This is a genomic window from Alteromonas sp. V450 (assembly GCF_001885075.1).
In the GTDB taxonomy this organism is placed as follows: Bacteria; Pseudomonadota; Gammaproteobacteria; order Enterobacterales; family Alteromonadaceae; genus Alteromonas.
On the sequence record NZ_MODU01000004.1, the window covers coordinates 2,378,508 to 2,402,373 of the forward strand.

Consider the following 23,866-nt stretch of genomic DNA (forward strand, 5'->3'; position numbering starts at 1 on the left):
TCACCCCCAAGATACAGCTAGGTGTGAAAAAAAACGAGCAACATACCTATTTTTTCGTGCTGCTATCAAATATCAACCAGATGCGCTAGCTAAGCTAAATTTGCTAAAAGCTGTCCTAAACGTATGTCAATAAATGAGATAAAACAAGAAAAAACGGGCAAAAAAAAGCCAGTCGTAAGACTGGCTTTTATCTGTAACTGTTTGAGGTTATTAGAATTCAGTTGAGAACCTAACTCCAAATTCACTCGCATCATTGCTTAGAATTTGCAATATATAATCACCAGTATTCAGGCGTGCATTGTCGTAACGCTCATCGAAAATGTTTCGCCCGTAAAGCGCTAGGGTATAAGCCTCATTTGCTGGCGTATATGCAATGTCAAAGTTTACTAATGCGCGGTCCTCTAATAGAGTCAAACGCTCTGGCGCAGAAAGTGGCTCGCCGTACATCTCATCGCGCCATGAGTAATCTACTCGCGCTCTTACAGAGCTTCCGCTCTCTAATTCAAATGTATAACTTGGAGCAATTGCCACTGTCCATTTAGGCGTAAGTGGTGCAGCGTCAGCCACAAGTACACCGTCGGTGTTAAATACTTTATCAACATCAACGTCGATAAAACCAATGCTACCTTGCAGGGTAAACGCTTCTAAATTAAGTGTACCATCCCACTCTATACCACGAGATGTTTGCTTTGTAGGGATCACTCGAGTTACAAAACCAGTGTCAGTTGTTTCACTAAACTGAACAGGTAAATTCTTGTATTCAGTATTGAAAATCGAAATACTCATATCAAGATTGTCAGTAAATCGTCCTTTAAGCCCCACTTCGTAGTTAGTCGCCGTAATGTTGTCAGTTGCGACAAAATCGTTATCAGCAACCACAGCATTCACTGCCGCAGCTAACTCTTCTTGCGTGCCACCAAACAGCGCGTCAAACCCACCTTCTGAAGCAAATTCACTTATTAAAAAATAAGGTCGAGCTGGATATTGTCCGCCTTGATAGCCAGTTTGCACGGTAGCGTAGGCAGTAAGCCCATTTTCAAATGTATAGTTAGTGGCCAGCTCCCATGTTATCTCATCCCAATCGTTCGAGTTGTAGATGGTCCCTAAAGGTGCAAATACATTGGCGGAGGCATCTTTTTCATCTTCTGTGTATCGAAGACCACCTGAAACACTAAGGTCATCAGTCAGGTCATGACGAACATTAACATATACCGCTTTTGATGTTGTTTCCTGATCAAGCGCTAACTGGTTTGGCCCACCATTAAAGTTTGAATCTTCGCCTTGGCGGTTGCTTCCTTCTTCGTTGAAGTAATATAAACCTGCTACAAAGTCTGTGTATTCGTTGATATAACCGTTAAGCTGAAGCTCAAGTGATGTTTGATCTGCTTCACCGCGCTCGGGGAACTGGTCTAGTGAAAAAACAGTACCATCGTCATCAAGGCCTGCTTTATATTTAGACGTGCGCTGACTTGCCACAACCTTGGCTGTGTAATCTTCATTGATATCCCATTCAGCGGTAAGTGATAGGCCACGTGCTTCGTTAGACACACCGGTAACTGCTGCAGTACCAGTTGCATTGTCATAACGGTCCGTTCCTTCAGGGATAACATCCGTATTTCTAAGTGGGCCACTTGGGATAGGATTACCGTCAGTGTCAAACCCTGTGAAGTAACGTCCAGTTGGCACTTCGTCTATTAGTACAGTATACGGGCGAAGGCCGCCGTCGCCATTGTTTGCGTCTGCCGTCAATACCATGCGAAAGTCATTCGATGGTTCCCACTTAACAGATACACGTCCAGAAATATCTTCTGTTTCGCCTACATCGTATTCGGCGTTAGGCACGTTGATGAACTCACCAAGACCATCACGCTTATTGAATGACAGATTCATGTTGAACGCCACAGTTTCTGAAAGACCGTGGTTAACAAAAAGGTCAGCTTTAACACGACCACGTGTACCGAATTCAGTATTAACTTTAGTTACATCGCCTTGATCTGGCTCTTTAGTGATGATGTTAATCGCACCACCAATAGAGTTACGACCATAAAGCGTACCTTGAGGGCCTCGAAGTACCTCGATACGCTCTATGTTGTTCAAACTCCAGTTCTGACCAACCTGACGACCTAGGTAAACCCCATCAACATAAACGCTTACGCCTGGGTCAGTGGTGATAAGGTGATCTTGAAGACCAATACCACGGATAAATGGATTTACAGATGACGTATGACCGGCTGAGAACCCGGTAACGTTTAGGTTGGGTACAAACTTACCAACGTCAGTTAGGTCTGTGATACCTTGGTCAGCTAATTTATCGCCATCAAAAGCACTGATAGCAATTGGCACTTCATAAATAACTTGAGGGCGTTTTGTCGCTGTAACGGTAATGGCTTCAAACTGTTGTTCTTCAGTTGCTTCAGCTTCCTGAGCAACGGCAATGTTTGAAAGAGCTGGAACGGTCATCGCTACTGCTAGTGCGACAGGTGAAAGCTTACTGGCGAGTGTCGTAGACACGTCAGTATTGGATTTCATGGTGTAACCCCTTTTGCGTGAGTGTTAGGTATAAATTTGTTGTTATAGGCTGCTTCAAGTTCTTCTTTGGAACTTTGAAAGACTAAACTCACTGACTAAGAGGCGCACATAACCGTGTGCTTATACTGGATTACAGGCAATAAAAAAGTAAGTCGCAATAAAACATTACAAACTTACTTTCAATAAAACTCTGCTTTAAAAGTAGTAATTACTTTTCCAGCCCTCTTGAATTCAGTACAAGAATTTAGGCTTGAAGACTGGAACGATATGTTACCGTTAGATTACGATCTTGCAAAGTAAAATATTACACTTTCACTAAAATAAGACTTCAAAATTAGACTAATTGGTTAGGTTAAGCATTAAACAAAAATTGTTTATAAGTTTCATAAAATCAATTAGATATCATAAAGATAATTTACTCTATCTCTTCACAACACCTAAGCAAATAAATTAAAGAACACCTAGACCAAATGGACAAACTTTAAACAAATCACCACTTACTTGAATCATTCTTTAGCTCAGAACCTCTGCATGTAACTATCGTTACCAATTTACCTCCTCCGTTTGGGCAGTAGCTATCAATATGATTGCGCAAGGTTCGCCTAATGGGCGTAAATTGACGCATGGCTCTGTTTGCATATGGCGTTACACCATTGCACAGTTGTCAACACAGGCCGTTATACATGACTATCAGACTAATATCTCACTCTCGTTGTCGACAATCTACACCTTTTAAGGTTGAAAAAACGCCAAAACGGGCATATATTGTCGACATTAGTCATTTTAAGATTCTATACAGTGTTAGTAAAAAGCGAACAAGCCATCACCAATGCCGACCGCACTTTCTTTCAATTAAGGAAGGATATTGTTGAGGGCATCATTCCAGCAGGCAGTAAGCTGAGTGAAATGGAATTGTCGACAAAGTATGAAGTAAGTCGCGCCGTTATTCGTGAAGCCATCAATCGTCTCGCTACCTGTCACTTGGTGGAGCGTAAAGCTAACGTGGGTGCCCGTGTGGTTGCATTGTCACCCGAAGGCCTTATTCAGCTATACCAAGTGCGCGAAGCGCTAGAAGGTATGGCCGCACGCTTGGCCGCACGCTACATGAGCGATGAAGAAATTGCCGACATGCAGGCGTTGCTTGATAGCCACTTCGATAAAGTAAAAGACGGTCAAAGCTATTATCAAGAAGCCGGAGATGTAGACTTTCACTACAGAATTGTAACCGGCAGTAAAAACGATCATCTCATCAGCGTACTTGTAGACGGGCTTTACCATCTAGTTCGTATGTATCGCGTACAGCTAGGTATGGCTGGCCCTCGCGTAAGCACTGCATTTGATGAACACAGACACATCGTAAACGCTATTGCCAATCGCGACGAGGAACTGGCTGAAATGCTAATGCGTCGCCATATTCTTTATTCAAAAAATAATATTGAGAAGAAGCTTAATCATGGTTAACACCACTCAGTCTTCTTCATACCTAATTCATCTCTACCCTACTTTCAAATAAGCGAGTGATTATCATGAGTGCAGGAAAGAAATTCAGAACCGCATTAGAGAACAACAAACCGCTACAAATTGTCGGCACCATTAACGCCTATACCGCCATGATGGCAAAGGCCATTGGGCACCAAGCTATTTATCTATCAGGTGGCGGCGTAGCCAATGCATCATACGGCCTACCGGACTTAGGCATGACGTCACTTAACGACGTAATTGCTGACGTACAGCGCATAACCAGCGCATGCGATCTTCCTCTAATGGTAGACATCGACACCGGTTGGGGCGGTGCATTTAACATTGCCAAAACTATTCGCGACATGGAAAAAGCAGGCGCGGCGGCCGTTCATATGGAAGACCAGGTTGCGCAAAAACGCTGTGGTCACCGCCCTAACAAGGAAATTGTAAGCACAGAAGAAATGGTAGACCGCATTAAAGCCGCAGTTGATGCCAGAACCGACCCCGACTTTTTCATTATGGCGCGCACTGACGCGTTCGCGCAGGAAGGCCTAGATAAGGCCATTGAGCGCGCAAAAGCCTACGTAGCAGCAGGTGCTGACGGCATCTTTGCAGAAGCAGTTCAAACTGAAGAGCACTACCGTGCATTCTCAGAAGCATTGGACGTACCTATTCTTGCCAACATTACTGAGTTCGGCAAAACCGAACTATGGAACAAAGAAGAGCTTGGCGAATGGGGTGCAGACATGGTGCTTTACCCACTAAGTGCATTCCGTGCGATGAATAAGGCAGCAGAAATGGTGTACAAATCTATACTTGAAAACGGTGACCAAAAAGCCGTTGTCGACAGTATGCAAACACGTATGGAATTGTACGATTATCTTGGCTACCACGAATACGAGCAAAAGCTAGATGCTCTATTCGCCGAAGGCAAAAATTAGTAAGCAGATAAATTCAGCTTGAAGTTGGCGGGCACGAAGATGTAGGGGTGAAGTACAGTTCCCTGCCCCTCCGAGGCATGGATGCCGAGGCGGAGCCCCCATGGATGGGTTCACGGCGTGGCAGGGGGCTGTGCTTTGCCCCTGCAGCCAATGTGCCCGCCAACTTCAAGCGTCCAAATTACTCACTATTTTCAATTAAAAGTACCTTACAAATTACACAAGACCGGAGACAACAAGATGGCTAAACAGTTAAGTGGCGCGGGTTTACGCGGCCAAGTTGCAGGTAAAACAGCATTATCAACCGTAGGTAAATCAGGTTCTGGTTTAACGTATCGTGGCTATGACGTAAAAGACTTAGCGCAAAACTGTCAATTTGAAGAAGTAGCGTACCTTATTCTTAAGGGCAAGCTACCTAACCAGTCTGAGCTAGACGCTTATAAAACTAAGCTTCGCGGCATGCGCGGTCTTCCAACAGCACTCAAAGAAGTGCTAGAGCGCATTCCAAAAAATGCTCACCCAATGGACGTACTTCGCACAGGTTGTTCAATGCTAGGTAACCTTGAAATGGAAACCAGCTTCGATGAGCAGCAAGATGTTACCGACCGCATGTTAGCGTGTTTCCCAAGCATCATTTGTTACTGGTACCGCTTCTCACACGATGGCGTACGCGTAGATGTTGAAACCGATGACGATTCAATTGGTGGTCACTTCCTTCATATGCTTCACGGCGAAAAGCCGCGTGAACTTCACGAACAAGTCATGCATGTATCACTCATTCTTTATGCAGAGCATGAGTTTAACGCGTCTACCTTTACGGCGCGTGTTTGTGCATCAACGCTGTCTGATATGCATTCTTGTGTAACAGGTGCTATCGGCTCACTGCGTGGTCCACTTCACGGTGGTGCTAACGAAGCCGCTATGGAAATGATTGAAGGCTTCACTTCACCTGATGATGCTGAAGAGAAAATGATGGGCATGCTTGAGCGCAAAGAGAAGATCATGGGCTTTGGTCATGCGATTTACTCTGAGTCTGACCCGCGTAACGAAATCATTAAGCAATGGTCTGAAAAGCTAGCTGCCGATGTGGGCGATGACGTGCTTTATCCTGTGTCTGTCCGTTGTGAAGAAGTGATGTGGCGCGAGAAGAAGCTTTTCTGTAACGCCGATTTCTTCCACGCTTCTGCGTACAACTTTATGGGCATTCCTACACCGCTATTTACGCCAATTTTCGTAATGTCTCGTCTAACGGGTTGGGCGGCACACGTTATGGAACAGCGCGCTGACAACCGTATTATTCGTCCATCAGCAGAATACACAGGCGAAGAACTACGCCCAGTGCCAGCTATTAGCGAACGCGCTTAAGATAAGGTTGGGGTTTTATGAATATTGATTACCGTAAACCGCTTCCAAACGCGGGTATCGATTTTTTCGATACCCGAGAAGCGGTAGATGCTATTGAACCAGGCGCCTATGCCAAGCTGCCTTATACGTCGCGTGTACTTGCTGAAAACTTAGTGCGCAAATGCGCACCTGACATGCTCACCGAGTCGCTTAAGCAGCTTATTTATCGCAAGCGCGACTTAGACTTTCCGTGGTTTCCTGCTCGCGTAGTGTGCCACGATATCTTGGGGCAAACGGCACTTGTAGACTTAGCGGGGCTTCGCGATGCTATTGCAGCAAAAGGCGGCGATCCGGCTAAAGTAAACCCGGTTGTGCCAACGCAGCTAATAGTTGATCACTCACTAGCTGTAGAGCACGCTGGTTTCGAAAAAGACGCGTTTGAGAAAAACCGTGCTATCGAAGACAGACGCAACGACGACCGTTTCCACTTTATTAATTGGACAAAAACGGCGTTTAAAAACGTAGATGTTATCCCTCCGGGTAACGGCATTATGCACCAAATTAACTTGGAGCGTATGTCACCGGTTATTCAAGCTCGAGATGGCGTTGCTTTCCCAGACACGCTAGTAGGTACCGACAGCCACACGCCACATGTTGATGCACTTGGTGTAATTGCCGTAGGCGTTGGCGGCCTTGAAGCGGAAAGCGTTATGCTAGGCCGTGCGTCTTACATGCGTTTGCCTGACATTGTAGGTGTTGAACTTACCGGCAAACCACAGCCTGGCATTACGGCTACCGACATTGTATTAGCGTTAACTGAATTTTTGCGTAAAGAGCGCGTAGTCTCTGCGTATCTTGAATTCTACGGTGAAGGTGCATCGCACCTAACGTTGGGCGACCGTGCCACCATATCGAACATGACACCGGAATACGGCGCCACTGCCGCTATGTTCTACATTGACCAGCAAACCATTGATTACTTGCGCCTGACTGGGCGTGAAGAAAAGCAAATTGCATTGGTTGAACAATATGCCAAGCACACTGGTTTGTGGGCAGATGACTTAGCAACAGCAGAATACGAGCGCGTACTTAAGTTCGACCTTTCTGCAGTTGGCCGCAATATGGCAGGCCCTTCTAACCCTCACGCTCGCTTACCTACCAGCGACTTAGAAAGCCGCGGCATTGCTGCCAAGTGGACAGAAGAAGAAGGCAAAATGCCTGATGGCGCGGTTATTATCGCGGCTATCACAAGTTGTACCAATACATCTAACCCGCGCAATGTTATTGCGGCAGGTCTGCTTGCACGCAACGCCAACCAGCGCGGTTTAACCCGTAAGCCATGGGTTAAGAGCTCATTAGCACCAGGCTCTAAAGCCGTTAAATTGTACCTTGAAGAAGCTAACTTAATGAGCGAGTTGGAAGATTTAGGCTTTGGCGTTGTAGCATTTGCCTGCACTACCTGTAACGGTATGAGCGGCGCGTTAGACCCTAAAATTCAGCAAGAAATTATCGACCGCGATCTTTACTCTACAGCAGTATTGTCGGGTAACCGTAACTTCGACGGCCGCATTCACCCTTATGCTAAACAAGCATTCTTGGCATCACCTCCGCTTGTAGTAGCGTACGCTATCGCCGGTACCATTCGCTTTGATATTGAAAAAGACGTATTGGGCACCGACAAAGACGGCAACCCAGTAACGCTTAAAGACATTTGGCCAAGCGATGAAGAGATTGACGCCATTGTAGCTAAGTCAGTGAAGCCAGAGCACTTTAGAAAAGTGTACGAGCCAATGTTCGATTTAAGCGTTGATTATGGCAAAGACATTAACCCGCTTTACGACTGGCGTGAAATGAGCACTTACATTCGCCGCCCACCCTATTGGGAAGGCGCAATGGATGCCGAGCGCACTATGAAAGGTATGCGTCCGCTGGCTATTTTGGGTGACAACATCACCACCGATCACTTATCGCCGTCTAATGCTATTTTAGCCAGCAGTGCAGCAGGTGAATACCTCCACAAAATGGGCTTACCGGAAGAAGACTTTAACTCGTATGCCACACACCGTGGTGACCACTTAACCGCACAGCGCGCTACCCTTGCGAACCCGAAAGTGTTCAACGAGATGGTGCTGGAAAATGGTGAAGTGAAGCAAGGTTCACTGGCGCGCGTTGAGCCAGAAGGCCAAGTTATGCGCATGTGGGAAGCCATTGAAACCTACATGAACCGCAGACAACCGCTTATCATTGTTGCAGGTGCCGACTATGGACAGGGCTCGTCACGTGATTGGGCAGCTAAAGGCGTGCGTCTTGCCGGTGTTGAAGTCATTGTAGCTGAAGGTTTCGAGCGTATTCACCGCACCAACCTTATTGGCATGGGCGTACTGCCGCTTGAATTTAAACCAGGCACAACACGTAAAACCCTTGAGCTAGATGGCACAGAAACCTACGACGTTAGCGGCGAACCGTCACCAGGTGCAACGCTAACACTGGTAGTGAACCGTCAAAACGGTGAACAGCTAGAAGTACCAGTAACCTGTCGCCTAGATACAGCAGAAGAAGTCTCTATTTACAGCGCAGGCGGCGTATTACAGCGCTTCGCCAAGGACTTCTTGGAAGCGGAAGCTAGCTGATTGTGCTAGGAAGACCTTTTAGTGGGAGGAAGTGAATCAGTTTCAGGGCACGCCGTGAATACGTCCTTGTAGGCTCTCAACTCGCATCCTTGCGAGTTGAAGGCCCTGAATCTGATCCACCTCCCCCACTTAAGCTCAGCCATTATTGCATTAGTTAACTTAGCTGGGAGATACGTTAGCCCCAGGGCACGCCGTAAATACGTCCCTGTAGGCTCCCAACTCGCATCCTTGCGAGTTGAAGGCCCTGAACCTAACTTATCTCTCCCCTATTAGAATCGTTTAGTAGTTTTGAGAAGGAAGTGGGTTGCGATTTGAAACCTTCCAACCGCAAAGATGCGGCCGGGGAACGCACACGGATGTGTTCACAGCGTGTTTCAAATCGTAACCAACCTCTTCTCCTCCCAAAAAAGGAAAAAACATGACAAAGTATGCGCCACAACTTCGAGTACCGGCTACCTACATGCGTGGCGGTACCAGTAAAGGTGTGTTTTTCAATTTAACCGATTTGCCAGAGGCCGCTCAAAAGCCAGGTCCGGCGCGCGATGCCCTGCTTCTGCGCGTTATCGGAAGCCCCGATCCATACGGCAAACAAACCGACGGTATGGGCGGTGCTACATCAAGTACCAGCAAAACCGTAATTTTGAGTAAAAGTGAACGTGAAGGCTATGACGTTGATTATTTGTTTGGGCAAGTTGCTATCGACAAACCTTTTGTAGACTGGAGCGGTAACTGCGGGAACCTAACCGCAGCGGTAGGTGCATTTGCGATTACCAATGGTCTAGTAGATAAGAATAAAATCCCAGAGAACGGCGTGGTCACCGTGAATATTTGGCAGGCTAACATCAATAAAGCCATTATTGCTAAGGTGCCAATTACCAATGGGGAAGTTCAGGAAACGGGCGACTTTGAACTAGACGGCGTTACCTTCCCTGCCGCAGAAGTGGAAGTAGCCTTTGTTGACCCAGCCGATGGCGAAGGCGCTATTTTCCCAACAGGCCGCTTGGTGGACACGCTGGAAGTACCAGGGGTTGGCTCGCTCCAGGCGACCATGATTAACGCAGGCATACCTACCATATTTATTAATGCCGAAGATATTGGCTACAACGGTACTGAGCTACAAGATGATATAAACAGCAATGCAGAAGCATTAGCAAAGTTTGAAACTATTCGTGCGCATGGTGCAGTTCAAATGGGGTTGATTAACGATGTGAGTGAAGCGACAAATCGCCAGCATACTCCTAAGGTGGCGTTCGTTGCCCCCCCAAGAGGCTATAAAGCATCAAACGGCAAAGACATCTTAGGCTCTGACATTGATGTATTGGTGAGGGCGCTGTCTATGGGGAAACTTCACCACGCCATGATGGGCACAGCGGCGGTAGCTATCGCTGCAGCAGCAGCTATTCCGGGAACTTTGGTCAACCTAGCCGCGGGCGGAAAAGACCGAGAATCAGTGACTTTCGGGCATCCATCAGGAACGCTAAGAGTGGGTGCAAAAGCAACCTTTGAAGATAACAAGTGGCAAATTGAGCAAGCTGTAATGAGCAGAAGCGCACGTGTTCTAATGGAAGGAAATGTTCGTGTTCCACCGGAACAACTCTGAGTAAACGCGAAACATAAGACACTCCTTATTTAGACATAAGTATAAAACGCCCTCTCTTTGAGGGCTTTTTAATATTTTATTGGTTATTATCGCCACTCAAGTACCCAGGGTAGTGCACATGTATAAAGTTCTTGTAGTAGAAGACAGCTTAACTGTCCGTAAAATCGTTAACAAACTTATTGAGGATAACCCTCATTTTACGTGTGATCTATGCGAGGACTTAGCCGAAGCGCAGAGTGCTCTAGAAAGCGATAATGAATATCTCGCCGCCATTGTTGATTTGAACCTTCCGGATGCTCCAAACGGTGAAAGCGTTGAACTTGCGCTCTCTCATAACGTTCCAACCATAGTACTAACCGGCAATTTTGACGAATTCACTCGCGCCCAATTACTCGACCAAGGTGTGCTCGATTACATTACAAAAGAGTCCCGTTACTCTTATTTACAGGTGTCTAAACTCGTCGATCGCTTGCGCAAAAACTTAACCACTAAGGTGCTTGTCGTAGAAGACTCAAAAACAAGCCGCAATCACATTTGTTCATTACTTCGCAAATTCCAGTTTCAAGTGCATGAAGCCAATGACGGGCTGGAAGCACTTGAGGTGCTTGAAAATCACCGAGATATCAAAATGGTTATCGCGGATCATCGAATGCCTAATATGGATGGCTATGAACTGGTTAAAACGATTAGACACGAAAGGCGGATGCAAGACTTAGTTTTCATTGGTCTGTCAGCTACGGGGGATAGCGTGCTCACTTCTAAGTTTATAAAGAGTGGCGCTAATGACTTCCTATCGAAGCCGTTTTATCACGAAGAATTTTACTGCCGCGTAATGCAAAACCTTGAGTCCCAAGAAATGATTCAAACCATCCGTGACTCAGCCAACTTAGACGCACTCACAAAGGTCTATAATCGACGTTTTCTACATGAAAAAGCCGAAGAGCTATTTGCAAATAAAGCATCGCGGAAAGACGTGATTGTGTCGATGATTGATGCCGATAACTTCAAAAACGTAAATGATACCTTCGGCCATAAAACGGGTGACGTATTGCTACAAGAATTCGCTGCACTGCTTAAAGATTATTTCCCTGACGATCTTATTGTGCGCTATGGTGGCGAAGAGTTCACAGTGGTTTCGGTAAGACCGCCAAAGGTGTATTTGTCGGCACTTTCTGCATTTATGGATGCAGTGCGCACGACGACTTTTACCAACCACAAGTTCAATATTACATGCAGCATCGGTGTATGCACTGAGGAACACAAGTGCTTAGAGTCGCAATTAGAAGTGGCTGACGCACGCTTGTACGAAGCAAAGCACGCGGGCAAAGATCAGATTATTCTTCGAGATTCAGTGACTACAACTGCTCACGCTTAAAATCTCTCTTTTATAGAAGCCAACTTGGTAACATATAGCTAATAAAAACCAGCAAGCCGAAGTAGCCAACCAACACAGTGGCAATTAACTTATCAATACGTAAATTGCCCTCATTCGAATTTGAAACCGAACCCAAGCTGCTTTTGTGATTTGGTGACAAGGCTGAGAGAACAATAGCCGGAACCACTGCGCCAATGAATCCCGTTACGTTCCACCAAAACCAGAACACGTCTTCTACAAAAAATGCGAGTGACAAATTAGTCAACACACCGCACAACAGTCCGATATTAACCTGCTTGGCATTTACCTTTTTCGAAAGTATTCCAAGTAAAAATACAGCTAACACTGGCCCAAAAAAAACAGAGCCCACTTTGTTCACTGCTTCGATTACCGTAGGCGCTATATCGCCAGCATTGAGCGAAAGCAGCAAAATAACCACTCCCCAAGAGAATCCGGCAAATTTAGCAGAGCTCAGGTAACCTTCAGGTTTTGTGCGATTACCTGTGAGTTTGAAATAGTCTTCAAGAGAGACCGCTGCAAGTGAGTTGATCGCAGAACTTAATGACGACATAGCGGCGGCAAGAATAGCGACGACCAGCAAGCCGATAAGCCCATGAGGTAAATAGTTAAGAATAAATACCGGCATAAGCCAGTCTGGGTTGTCTTTAGGAATCTGAGATAGCAAGTTAGCGTCGTTAAACGCTAACGTGCCAACTACTAAACCCGCTAAACAATATAGCAGTGTTATTGGAAACCTGAAAATGCCGTTGGCTAGCATCATCTTTTTTAGATCGCCTTCCGACTTTGCTGACAACGCTCGTTGCGCCTCAGATTGGTCACAACCATAGTAAGAGGCATACAGAATAATGCCACCTAGCACCATAGGGAAAAAGCCGAAGCCGTCGCCATCAAACCCCAGAGAAGAAAAATTAAGGGTAGAAACTCGCTCGCTTGGAAGTAACTGTAAAAAGGTTTCCCAACCGCCTAATGCATTCAAACCAAAAGCAATACAAATAGCTGTACCCATGACAATAATAACCATTTGTACTGCGTCGCCGTATACAACCGCCTTCATTCCGCCTTGTAGTGAGTACAAAACGGTAATAACGCCAATAAGCAAAATTGCCTGGGTAGAAGAAACCTGCATGGTTCCTTGTAAAATAATGGATAGAGCGTACACCATTATACCGGTGGCAAATGCTCTGCTAAATTGAAACACAATACTGATGCAAATACGGGTAGAAGTAGAGAAACGTCGCTCAAGATAGTCATAAATACTTACCACGCCACTTCGGTACAACGTAGGCAACACAGTGGTAATAAGTAAAAGCATGGCTAGGGGAACAGCCAGCTCATAGGAGAGCCATACTAACCCTCCACCCTCACGGAAGCCGACAAATGCGGGGGCGGATATAAAACTGACCGCCGACAGTTGTGTTGCCATGATTGAGAGTAATAGGGGTTTCCAGTTTAAGCTTCTTCCTGCTAAAAAGTAGTCTTTCTTTGACTGTTGCCCACGCAAAGTAAAGCCGATAATGAGCAAGATAATGAGGTAGACCGCAATAACACTGTAATCAAGAATATCCATATAAACGCAAGGTTGTACAACTGAATACCTACCTTTACACAAACTCGTCCTGTTTGCATAAAAAAGCGCACAAAAAAACAGCGCAAAGATAAACAGTGTTTATTACATCCAAGACTTTCTCGTTGACTCCACTTCAAATAATACGCTGTCTGCTAGTTTGTTAACATATTCTTCTGGCAGAAACGGTACGGTAACCGCCCCCGAAGCCAGCACGAACTTAATAGTAGCCTGCTTTCTTCGCTTCATAAATACGCTTTGCTTTACAATAACTTGCTGAGCTTTATAGGGTTCAAAGCACTGATAATCGACACCTACTCTACCTCGCCTTATGTAAACGTACTTATTGTCATAGGCTATTCCCCACCGCCACCACCTAAGCGTAAGCAAAAGCGCTACCGCACCATAGACAACGAGTGCACCAAGCATAATGTCTAGGTGGAACGACGCGGCGCCGATAGCGAAAAAGACAATAAAAGGAAGCGTCCAACCAGCAAGCAACCAAAAAGTAATAAACCGCTTACTGATAGTTTGATAATTTCGGCCTCGTAGGTCACAGCCAGGCATCACTTCTTGGCTAAGCGCAAAAGCTTCGTCTTCAGTTACCGATGGCACAATAAGTTTATTTGGTGACATCAGTTCTTGCATTTGCTGGCCAGCCGTTGAGTTCTGCTCAAAATACAAATTGACCCGCTTTAAAATTTTATCCAGCCAGTCTTGCTTCGCGGTAATCATTTGGATGCGTGATGCACGCATGCTTACTTCCAGCTTATTGAGTAAGCCGCTGCGCCGGATATAGCGATCACCTGATCGTGAAAGTGTGTAGCCGTAAAAGGTGAATAGCGCGCCACCTACACTCAGTAGTGCCACTAACGCCATTAGCATCATGAGAATAACAAAGGCATACAATCCAAATTGCCACCACGCTACCGTTTGTTCACCGACCAGCTGATTTAGCTGTAAGCCCTTATCGGCTAACCACTCTGACACAACCCCAAACACATCGTCATAGAAAGGCGCGGCGGCCCCCAAGATGATCCACACGCGATTATTGGTGATACCGTGGATAATAATGTCTTTCACAGATCGTCGATTAAGCACTTCTTCATTTGAATGGTTGGCATCAATGGTTTCGGCGCGCGTTGTTTGTGTGGGGAACGATGAACGTTGCCCATCAGATAAGGCCTCATCATCTAACCCATTCAGAACCCCCTCATCAAACTGAGCTTTTTCGTAAAGCACCTGCTTCTTTAGCGCTTCAGCATAATCTTCCGGAACCGCTACTATTTTGGCCTCTTCTTTACCGCTACCTGCCGTATCAAGCACCACCAACGCATACCCAAAAGGACGATAATAAAAAGGGCGCTCGATCTTAACGTTTTGAATACGCCACAACGGCAAGTTGGTATAGCGACGCTGAAAAACACCATGGTGAATCTCAACGTGTTGGTTGTGCACGCGAAACTTGTACATTAAAAAGCTTATCACGCCGCTGCCACTTGTAGATAAAAACAGGATACCGGCACCGATCAGCACTTCGGGCGACAGCAGGTTGTCCCAAATATTAAAGGAAATTGCTAATGCAGGAATGGCGTAGATCAGCCCTTGTGCCGTGTTCATAAAGTTGCGAATTGTAAAATACAGGATAGAAATCAGTGAGAGGCGCTGCCACTCATCACCCGTTTCAACTTTAAGTCTCGGTTTTTGCGCAACAGCATCCTGGCCATGGGGCTGTAGCGCAGTGTTTTCCTTTTTTATTTTTGACTGTTCAAACTTGGCTGCGTTATGTGAAGACGGTTTAGATACTGTCATTAGCGAGCACCAATATCTTTGTGCGCAAGTATAAACTCACGTAACTGCTCTGCCCTCTCTAAGCTTAAACCTGGGATCTCAAAAGTATGCATTTCGCCTCCGGCGGAAAATACCTGAAGTGAAGCAAGGCCCGCCCACCTGTCTAATGGACCGCGATTAACTTCAACGTGCTGAACACGTAAAATAGGCTGGCAAGAGAGCTTTCTAAAAATTAATCCAGACTGCTTGCTAATGTCTTGCTCTCGAATGGCATAAAATATTCGAACATCAGCAAAAAAGTGATAAAGCGCCCATACACTGCTTAATACGAGAATACCTGCTACAACATATTTGTAAGCTTGCAGCAAACCTTCAGGCAACGACCAGAAGCTTTGAAATTTCAGCGCGGTAGCGATACTGATTAGCACTACAGCAATCAATACAATTGAGACAATATTAAGCACGCGGTACTTTTTGGATATCGGTACTAGTGCAAGCGTTTGAAGTGAGGGGATCTCATCAACACTCAGCTGCTTGTTCGAAAATACGGTTTCTTGTTGCGCGCTTATTGTCATAACGTTAACTCCTTTTACTTCTTTTTAAACACGAACAGTCTGACGCTTTTTTGACGCGATTTAGCAACGTGGCAACACTTTCTCAACGTGTCACCCTGTCGCCGTTTTTATAAAAAAAGAGGGCAAGCCCTCTTTTTTAGCTAGGAATTAAAGAGGACGTTGCGCTAACTAATCGTCAACCTGCTGTTCGTTAAGCCAATCGTGCAGTGCCTTCATATCGTGCTGAACGGCCATTTGCAATTCTTCTACCCAATCGTGCACATTCTCCCACCAAGTAGGATGGTCGCCCTGTTGAATTTGATTGGCAATGCGCTGCACGCGGGCCAAGCCAACAGAGCCAGCGGCGCCTTTAATTTTGTGGGCCTGTGAGCACACTTCTGACTTTTCGTCGGCACTTAAACTAAGCTGCAGTATTTCCATGTACTCAGGCATTTTTTCCTGGAACACTTTGACACTAGCACGCACCATCTCATCCCCTATTGTATCCACCAACATTTGTAGCAAGTCCATATCTAAAATGTTACTTAATATTTTGTTCGGCTCCGGACGCTCTACTTCACCGTCAATTTCTAATGGTGCAGGCGGTGCATGAAACAGTTCATTAAACACCTCTATAACGCGTGACTTTTTGATCGGCTTAGCAATGACGTCATCCATACCATTTTCCAGGTATTCATCCCGCTTCTTAATGACGTTTGCCGTTAGTGCCACAATCGGCGTTTGCATAACTAGGTCTTCTTCAATGATGGTACTTGCCACATCAAACCCGGTCATGTCGGGCAATTGAATATCCAGTAGGATAAGGTCGTATTGATTTTCCCTGACTTTATCGATGGCCTCTTGCCCCGTCATCGCCACATCGACTTTTTGACCCAGCTTTTCAAGCAAGGCTTTGGCAACCATAACGTTTAACTCTATGTCTTCAACTAATAGGATATTGAGCCCTGTCACTTGAAGCTGCGCCACTTTCATTGGACTATTGGAAATTTGAACTGGCAACACAATTTCAAAACGCGTGCCCTTGCCCACTTTGCTAGAAACGTGGATTTCTCCTTTCATCAAGTCGACCATTTGCTTACAAATAGCCAACCCAATACCGGTACCTGTGGCCGATTGATGATCAGGGTGATCGACCTGATAGTACATAGCGAAAATCTTCTCTATTTCACTCTCAGGAATACCAACGCCGGTGTCTTCGATTACGAAGGTAACATACGCTTTATCACCATCTGGCTTGGTAGAAGATACTGTTAAGCTTACGTGGCCCTTTTGTGTGAATTTCACCGCGTTGAACAATATGTTCCACAATATTTGACGAAGGCGTGTACCATCTATCTCTACAAGGCGTGGAAGCGGCTCGTTTATGGTTGTTTTAAGTTCAAGCTGTTTATCTGCAGCAAGTAGACGAATAATACTGCTTAACTCTTCGGTAAAATCCTTTAAGGAGATTGTTTTTAAACTGAGTTCCAGCTTGTCTCTATCCAGCTTATCTAGGTCAATAATGTCGTTAAAGATATTACCTAATGTAATAGCGCTGGCATAAATTGTACTCACCCAGTTAAATTGTTCATCGCTTAATTCTGTGTCACGCAGCATGCGGCTTAAACCAACGATACCATTTAACGGTGTACGAAGCTCATGGCTAATGGTTGCGATAAAACGTGTTTTATCAGTACTTGCTTTTGCCGCCGCATTCTCGGCTTGTTTACGCTCTGTCATATCCCGACCGAATGACAGCAGACCTAAGCGGTTACCTTCTTTATCAAAAAACGGTACGCGCTTCATTTCAAAGTAACGACGGCGCCCATCGGCAAAGCGAAGCCACAGTTCTTCTGTAATACTAGCGTTAGTTTCTAGCACTTCGTGATCACTGGCGACAATCTGGCGTGCTAGTTCTTCTTCATATACGTCTTTAGGTGTTAAGCCAAGCAGCTCTTGTTCAGTTTTACCCGTCATTAACTCGGCAATACGGTTACACCCCGCAAATCTGCCTTCTTCATTGCGATAGTAGATTAGGTCAGGCGAAGCATCGATGATTGAACGTAAAAGTGTGGATAAGCGCCGCGCCTGAGCTTCCTGTTCAGATTTATCCTGAATTTCCTTCTCTAGGTCTTTGAAAAGTGCTTCACGTTCTTCTTGCGCCTGCTTGCGCTGTTCAATTTCGTGATTTAGCTGTCTTATATTGCTTTGTAGTTCACGGTTAAGAAATACGTCCTCTTCACGCAAACTTTCAAGTTGGCTCACCACTTCTTTTAAGTTTGTACGTGAATTTTCTAGCTGTTTAATTAATTCGCTAAAAAAGTAGAGCACCCACGGAGCAGAAAGCATGGTGAGGATCACCGCACTAATAAAATCGTCTGGCTGAACTTGACTCCCCATACTCACGCGAATGACGTAGGACCCGCCAAGCGTAAACACTAAAGAAAGAACAACGAAAAGGATACTTAGTTTCAGCGTACCAAAGCGCTGAACAAACTGGGCAAATCTAATAGCCCAAGAATCATTGGGAGAATCTGAGTGCATGGATGTCTTTATCAAACCTATTTTTTAAACATCCTAACAGGCTTTGTTATATACGTGAATGCACATCACCACATATATATTTGTGCTTCAGGCGAGAGCGCGTTGTTCTTTGCTGTCTACTTTTGTAACCAAAAAGATCAATAAGCTTTAATCAAAAGGCGTTTTTTCTGACACTTCATTAAGATGTCTCGATTCGACCCATCCCACTTTTGAAAAAGATACTTTTACCCAGTTTCCATGTTTTTCAAGCACGCGAAGTACCTCACCCTTCTCAACGCAGCTTATTGTATCGAAAGCGTCACCCGGTCCGGAAAGCACCTCTAATGAAGAAATTCGAACACTTGCTATAGTTGGTTTGGTCATGTTGTTTTAGGCCTGTGGTTCTCGCACCAAGTGTAACTATAGTTGCGCCGACATGGTTAGTTAATGCAAACTGAAAAGCTGCTTGGTGAATATTTTCGCATTGTGATACATGATATTCTGACCAAAGCAGTACGTTGTGTTCCACGTTAACCTTTGCTCACTCATTAAGCAATATAAATATCACCTAATATGATGTAACGCTTCATTTACAAGTAAATAAAAATACAAAACAATTGCAATTGACATCATAATACGTCAATTAAGAAGAATATTTATTCACAAAACAAACTCAAATGAGAACTCATGTCATTTGCAGGACATGTTAAAATAGCTCCACACAATTTATAACATTTCGCTTACAAATGTGAATTTATATCAGCAAGCCACTGATAAGAAACAGAAAATATCAGGTTATACTAATTCTCTATAACCATTACCATTTTTGCGTTTGATTTTATTTTTCAATGTGGGTATTTTGTACGGCCCGCACAGCAATAATGCATAAAAATGCGGAAACGACTGGAATCCTCTAATAATAAATAACGACAAGAAAGGCGCACGCCGCGAGCAATACCGCTAGCAGCATAAAAGACGTCTAATAATGTTGTGATACGCAAACCTAGGCGCATCTACACGCAACGCATACCTTGCCCAGTCAAAAGGTTGAAGGAGTTAAGAGATGAGTTTATATAATCCCAATGATTCCCGGGACAACTGTGGGTTTGGCTTAATTGCTCATACTCATGGGGAAGCCAGTCATGAATTGGTTACTACTGCAATACACGGCCTTGACCGTATGCAGCATCGTGGTGGTATAGCCGCCGACGGGAAAACCGGTGACGGCTGTGGTTTATTACTACAGAAACCGGATGCGTTCTTCCATGCAATCGCCGAAGAAAATGGCTGGAAACTCAGCAAAAAATACGGCGTGGGCATGATTTTCTTAAGTCAGGACCCAGTGCTTGCGCAAGCCGCGCGCGAAGTGCTAAACGAAGAACTTGAAAAAGAAACACTATCAGTAGTGGGGTGGCGCGAAGTGCCTGTCGACCACTCAGTACTGGGTGAACTAGCGCTAACAGGCGTACCGCAAATTGAACAGGTATTTGTGAACGCGCCAGCAGGTTGGCGAAAACGCGACCTTGAACGTCGTTTGTATATGATTCGCCGCCGCGCTGAAAAACGTCTTGAGAAAGATCCCGATTTTTACGTAGCGTGTTTGTCAGGCTTGGTAACGATTTATAAAGGCTTGGTAATGCCAAAAGACTTACCTGCCTTCTACCACGACCTTGCCGATGAGCGCATGCAAAGCGCAATTTGCGTTTTCCACCAACGTTTCTCAACTAACACGCTACCACGCTGGCCACTTGCTCAGCCTTTCCGCTTCCTTGCGCACAATGGTGAAATAAACACTATTAAAGGAAACCGCGACTGGGCCATGGCACGTGCAGCAAAATTTGCAACGCCGCTCATTCCAGATCTTAAAGACGCTGCGCCTTTTGTTAATACCGAAGGTTCAGACTCGTCATCGCTGGATAACATGCTGGAGCTATTCTTAGCCGGCGGAATGGATTTATTCCGTGCTATGCGATTACTTGTTCCACCCGCCTATCAAAATAACAAAACCATGGACGATGACCTTCGTGCATTCTACGAGTTTAACTCAATGCACATGGAACCATGGGACGGCCCTGCCGGCATCGTTTTAACTAACGGTCGCCACGTAGCCTGCAACCTTGATAGAAACGGTTTACGCCCTGCTCGTTACGTTATCACTAAGAACGGTTTCATTACCCTTGCCTCAGAAGTAGGTATTTGGGATTATGAGCAAGCTGACGTAATTGAAAAAGGTCGCGTTGGCCCGGGCGAAATGCTTGCAGTAGACACCTACACTGGCAAAGTCTGGCGCTCTAACGAAATTGACGACGACCTAAAAGCACGTCACCCCTATAAAGAGTGGCTAGATAAACATATTCGTCGACTAACGCCTATTGAACAGCTTGATGCTTCACTTATTGGTAAGCGCGTGTTTGACGATGATGCCATGGCGGTATATCACAAGCTACACGCCTACAGCTACGAAGAAATTCAGCAAGTGGTTAAAGTACTTGCGAAAGACGGTCAAGAAGCCGTTGGCTCTATGGGTGATGATACACCAATGGCGGTTATGTCATCGCGTCAGCGTACGGTTTACGACTATTTCCGTCAGCAATTCGCACAGGTTACTAACCCGCCTATCGACCCGCTACGTGAAAACCACGTTATGTCGTTAGCAACCTGTATTGGCCGTGAGCAAAACGTATTTAGCGAAACCTCAGGTTACGCTGACCGCGTATTGTTCGACTCGCCAGTACTAATGTATACCGACCTGAAACAATTGCGCGAATTTAACCCAGACAACTACTATTCAGAAGTCGTCGAGCTTCAATATGCGCCGCAAGAAGGTTTAAAGAAAGCCATCGAGCGAGTGTGTAACGAAGTAGAAATGCTGGTTAAGAACAAGCGTGCTGCGTTCGTGATTCTGTCTGACAGAAACATAAAACAAAACAGGTTGGTTATTCCTGCAGCAATGGCTGTTGGTGCAGTACAGCGTCGCTTAGTTGAAAAATCGTTGCGTTGCGATGCTAACATTGTTGTTGAAACAGCAAGTGCTCGCGACCCACATCATTTTGCAGTGCTGATTGGCTTGGGTGCTACAGCAATTTACCCATTCCTTGCATATGAAACGATTGAGCAGCTTTGTGAAAAAGGCGAACTTGATATTTCTCCTATGCAGGCCACGTTGAATTACCGTAAGGGTATCAACAAAGGCTTGTATAAGATAATGTCGAAAATGGGCATTAGCACCGTTGCTAGCTACCGAAGCTCTAAGCTGTTTGAAGCAGTGGGTATCAACAATGAAGTGATGAAGTTATGCTTTAGCGGTGTAACCTCGCGCATTCAAGGTGCGGGCTTCGATGATTTCCATCAAGACCTTGTCAACCTAAACCGTATTGCATGGCTTAAGCGTAAGTCTGTCGATCACGGCGGCTTGCTTAAATACGTGCATGGTGGCGAATATCACGCTTATAACCCAGACGTAGTCAGTACGCTTCAAAAGGCTGTGGTGTCAGGTAACTACGACGACTACCAGCAATATGCCAAGCTTGTTAACGAGCGTGCGCCTGCGCACATTCGCGACCTGCTAGCTATCAACCCTGACTGCGATCCTATTGATATTAGCGAAGTTGAAGCGCCGGAAAACTTGTTTCCACGTTTCGATACAGCAGCAATGTCAATTGGTGCTCTAAGCCCTGAAGCGCACGAAGCGCTAGCGATTGCCATGAACCGCTTAGGCGGTCAATCTAACTCAGGGGAAGGTGGCGAACACCCTTCTCGCTTTGGTACCGAAAAGAACTCTAAAATTAAACAGGTGGCTTCAGGTCGCTTTGGTGTAACGCCTCACTATTTGGTTAACGCGAACGTAATCCAAATTAAAGTGGCGCAAGGTGCAAAACCGGGTGAAGGTGGTCAGCTTCCAGGCGATAAGGTAAATAAGTACATCGCACAGCTACGTTTCTCTGTGCCGGGTGTAACCCTTATTTCACCGCCTCCGCACCACGATATTTACTCAATTGAAGATTTAGCACAGCTAATTTTCGATTTGAAACAGGTTAATCCAACGGCACTTATATCCGTTAAGCTAGTATCTGAGCCAGGTGTTGGCACCATTGCAACGGGTGTAGCGAAAGCCTATGCCGACCTTATCACCGTTTCAGGTTACGACGGCGGTACAGGTGCAAGCCCGCTAACATCAGTCAAGTATGCGGGTAGCCCATTTGAGCTTGGTTTGTCTGAAACGCAACAAGCGCTTATTGAAAACGGCTTACGTCACAAAGTACGCGTGCAAACCGACGGTGGTTTGAAAACGGGCTTAGACGTAGTTAAAGCCGGTATTCTAGGTGCTGAGAGCTTCGGTTTTGGTACAGGGCCTATGGTCGCGCTTGGTTGTAAATACTTGCGTATTTGCCACTTGAATAACTGTGCAACGGGTGTTGCAACGCAGGATCAAAAACTGCGTGACGACCACTTCATTGGCTTACCTGACATGGTAATGAACTACTTCAAGTTTATTGCTCAAGAAGTGCGTGAAATAATGGCGTCTATGGGTATTGCTAAGTTCGACGACCTTGTTGGTCGTACAGAATTGCTTAAAGTTTTAGATGGCATTACCGCTAAGCAAAACCGTTTAGATTTGTCTCCGTTACTAGCGCAGCCTAAAGCAGGCGACCATACGCGCTTATTCTGCTCACAAACGACTAACGCACCTGTCGATAAAGGTGAGTTGAACGCGCAGATGCTTAAAGACGGCCAGCAAGCGGTCGTTGACGGTAAATCTATTACCCTTAAATACCCAATTCGCAATACGGATCGTTCTGTCGGCGCATTGTTATCAGGTGAAATCGCTAAACACCACGGTAACCACGACTTTGAAGATACACCTATCAAAGTTGAGCTTACCGGTACAGCGGGTCAGAGTTTCGGTGTGTGGAACGCTGGCGGTTTGCATATGCACCTTGAAGGTGATGCCAACGATTATGTAGGTAAAGGGATGACCGGCGGTAAGCTTGTTATTCACCCACCTCGCAATATCTCTTACGACGCCCACGACAGCGCCATTATGGGTAACACCTGCCTTTACGGTGCAACAGGCGGTAAGCTGTTTGCAGCAGGCCGTGCTGGTGAGCGTTTTGGCGTGCGTAACTCTGGTGCCATTGCGGTAGTTGAAGGCATTGGCGATAACGGCTGTGAATATATGACAGGCGGTATCGTAGCTGTACTTGGCCCGGTTGGTGTTAACTTCGGTGCCGGTATGACAGGTGGTTTTGCTTATCTTATGGATGATGGCGATGACCTTGATAACCGTGTAAATGCTGAACTGGTCGATGTAATGCCAATTGAAGATAAAGCAATTCTTGCTGAGCACTTACGTGGCTTAATTAATCAGCATTACGAAGAAACAGGAAGCGAGCACTCGTTGTCGTTGCTTACTGACTTCGCCGCAACGCTGAAACGCTTCAAGCTTATTAAGCCAAAAACCAGTGATGTGAAAAACTTGCTTGGTCACATCAGCCGTTCAAGTGCTGAATTACGCATTCAGGCTCAGTAGGAGGAT

General features: G+C 45.6%; 13 protein-coding genes. 7 read left to right on the forward strand and 6 right to left on the reverse strand.

Annotated features, from left to right (window positions below; all coding sequences use genetic code 11):
• Window positions 1–210 precede the first annotated feature (210 nt).
• Window positions 211–2,529 carry a TonB-dependent receptor gene (locus BK026_RS10410; RefSeq protein WP_071815804.1) on the reverse strand — a complete coding sequence of 773 codons (2,319 nt, stop codon included), beginning with the start codon at window positions 2,527–2,529 and terminating at the stop codon, window positions 211–213.
• 798 nt (window positions 2,530–3,327) lie between these two features.
• Here BK026_RS10410 and BK026_RS10415 point away from each other — a divergent pair.
• The 6 genes from BK026_RS10415 (at window position 3,328) to BK026_RS10440 (ending at window position 11,877) form a co-directional block, all read left to right on the forward strand.
• Window positions 3,328–3,990 (forward strand): GntR family transcriptional regulator, encoded by a 663-nt coding sequence (locus tag BK026_RS10415; RefSeq protein ID WP_014977261.1) that lies wholly within the window; start codon window positions 3,328–3,330, stop codon window positions 3,988–3,990.
• A gap of 65 nt (window positions 3,991–4,055) precedes the next feature.
• Entirely contained in the window at window positions 4,056–4,931 is an 876-nt protein-coding gene (gene prpB, locus BK026_RS10420; RefSeq protein WP_071815805.1) for a methylisocitrate lyase, read from the forward strand.
• Window positions 4,932–5,168: 237 nt separating this feature from the next.
• Window positions 5,169–6,293: a 2-methylcitrate synthase gene (gene prpC / locus BK026_RS10425; RefSeq protein WP_071815806.1), complete on the forward strand. Its 1,125-nt coding sequence runs from the start codon at window positions 5,169–5,171 to the stop codon at window positions 6,291–6,293.
• 17 nt (window positions 6,294–6,310) lie between these two features.
• Complete coding sequence (gene acnD, locus BK026_RS10430; protein ID WP_071815807.1) at window positions 6,311–8,902, forward strand: Fe/S-dependent 2-methylisocitrate dehydratase AcnD; 2,592 nt, start codon at window positions 6,311–6,313, stop codon at window positions 8,900–8,902.
• A 418-nt stretch (window positions 8,903–9,320) separates the two neighbouring features.
• Window positions 9,321–10,502, forward strand: coding sequence for a 2-methylaconitate cis-trans isomerase PrpF (prpF, locus tag BK026_RS10435; protein ID WP_071815808.1), 1,182 nt, complete (start codon window positions 9,321–9,323; stop codon window positions 10,500–10,502).
• Between the two features lie 118 nt (window positions 10,503–10,620).
• Complete coding sequence (locus BK026_RS10440; RefSeq protein ID WP_071817595.1) at window positions 10,621–11,877, forward strand: response regulator; 1,257 nt, start codon at window positions 10,621–10,623, stop codon at window positions 11,875–11,877.
• 10 nt (window positions 11,878–11,887) lie between these two features.
• Here BK026_RS10440 and BK026_RS10445 read toward each other — a convergent pair whose 3' ends face one another.
• The 5 genes from BK026_RS10445 to BK026_RS10465 form a co-directional block, all read right to left on the reverse strand.
• The gene (locus tag BK026_RS10445; protein WP_071815809.1) at window positions 11,888–13,465 is read right to left on the reverse strand and encodes a sodium/solute symporter; all 1,578 of its coding nucleotides are present in this window, start codon (window positions 13,463–13,465) and stop codon (window positions 11,888–11,890) included.
• 102 nt (window positions 13,466–13,567) lie between these two features.
• Window positions 13,568–15,274, reverse strand: a complete 1,707-nt coding sequence (locus BK026_RS10450) for a PH domain-containing protein (RefSeq protein ID WP_071815810.1) — start codon at window positions 15,272–15,274, stop codon at window positions 13,568–13,570.
• Window positions 15,274–15,828 (reverse strand): PH domain-containing protein, encoded by a 555-nt coding sequence (locus BK026_RS10455; protein WP_071815811.1) that lies wholly within the window; start codon window positions 15,826–15,828, stop codon window positions 15,274–15,276. The genes BK026_RS10450 and BK026_RS10455 overlap by 1 nt, the downstream gene beginning before the upstream one ends.
• Window positions 15,829–15,996: 168 nt before the next feature.
• Window positions 15,997–18,351 (reverse strand): aerobic respiration two-component sensor histidine kinase ArcB, encoded by a 2,355-nt coding sequence (arcB, locus tag BK026_RS10460; protein WP_071815812.1) that lies wholly within the window; start codon window positions 18,349–18,351, stop codon window positions 15,997–15,999.
• A gap of 147 nt (window positions 18,352–18,498) precedes the next feature.
• Window positions 18,499–18,714, reverse strand: coding sequence for an SH3 domain-containing protein (locus tag BK026_RS10465; RefSeq protein ID WP_071815813.1), 216 nt, complete (start codon window positions 18,712–18,714; stop codon window positions 18,499–18,501).
• A 679-nt stretch (window positions 18,715–19,393) separates the two neighbouring features.
• Here BK026_RS10465 and gltB point away from each other — a divergent pair.
• Window positions 19,394–23,860, forward strand: coding sequence for a glutamate synthase large subunit (gltB, locus tag BK026_RS10470; protein WP_071815814.1), 4,467 nt, complete (start codon window positions 19,394–19,396; stop codon window positions 23,858–23,860).
• The last annotated feature ends 6 nt before the right edge of the window (window positions 23,861–23,866 follow it).

What these genes read in the sequence shown, in the direction of transcription:
- acnD (WP_071815807.1), top strand. Translation starts at nt 6,311, where the DNA reads ATGAATATTGATTACCGTAAACCGCTTCCAAACGCGGGTATCGATTTT.
- BK026_RS10455 (WP_071815811.1), bottom strand. Translation starts at nt 15,828, where the DNA reads ATGACAATAAGCGCGCAACAAGAAACCGTATTTTCGAACAAGCAGCTG.
- arcB (WP_071815812.1), bottom strand. Translation starts at nt 18,351, where the DNA reads ATGCACTCAGATTCTCCCAATGATTCTTGGGCTATTAGATTTGCCCAG.
- BK026_RS10410 (WP_071815804.1), bottom strand. Translation starts at nt 2,529, where the DNA reads ATGAAATCCAATACTGACGTGTCTACGACACTCGCCAGTAAGCTTTCA.
- BK026_RS10465 (WP_071815813.1), bottom strand. Translation starts at nt 18,714, where the DNA reads ATGACCAAACCAACTATAGCAAGTGTTCGAATTTCTTCATTAGAGGTG.
- prpF (WP_071815808.1), top strand. Translation starts at nt 9,321, where the DNA reads ATGACAAAGTATGCGCCACAACTTCGAGTACCGGCTACCTACATGCGT.
- prpC (WP_071815806.1), top strand. Translation starts at nt 5,169, where the DNA reads ATGGCTAAACAGTTAAGTGGCGCGGGTTTACGCGGCCAAGTTGCAGGT.
- BK026_RS10445 (WP_071815809.1), bottom strand. Translation starts at nt 13,465, where the DNA reads ATGGATATTCTTGATTACAGTGTTATTGCGGTCTACCTCATTATCTTG.
- BK026_RS10440 (WP_071817595.1), top strand. Translation starts at nt 10,621, where the DNA reads ATGTATAAAGTTCTTGTAGTAGAAGACAGCTTAACTGTCCGTAAAATC.
- BK026_RS10450 (WP_071815810.1), bottom strand. Translation starts at nt 15,274, where the DNA reads ATGACAGTATCTAAACCGTCTTCACATAACGCAGCCAAGTTTGAACAG.
- prpB (WP_071815805.1), top strand. Translation starts at nt 4,056, where the DNA reads ATGAGTGCAGGAAAGAAATTCAGAACCGCATTAGAGAACAACAAACCG.
- gltB (WP_071815814.1), top strand. Translation starts at nt 19,394, where the DNA reads ATGAGTTTATATAATCCCAATGATTCCCGGGACAACTGTGGGTTTGGC.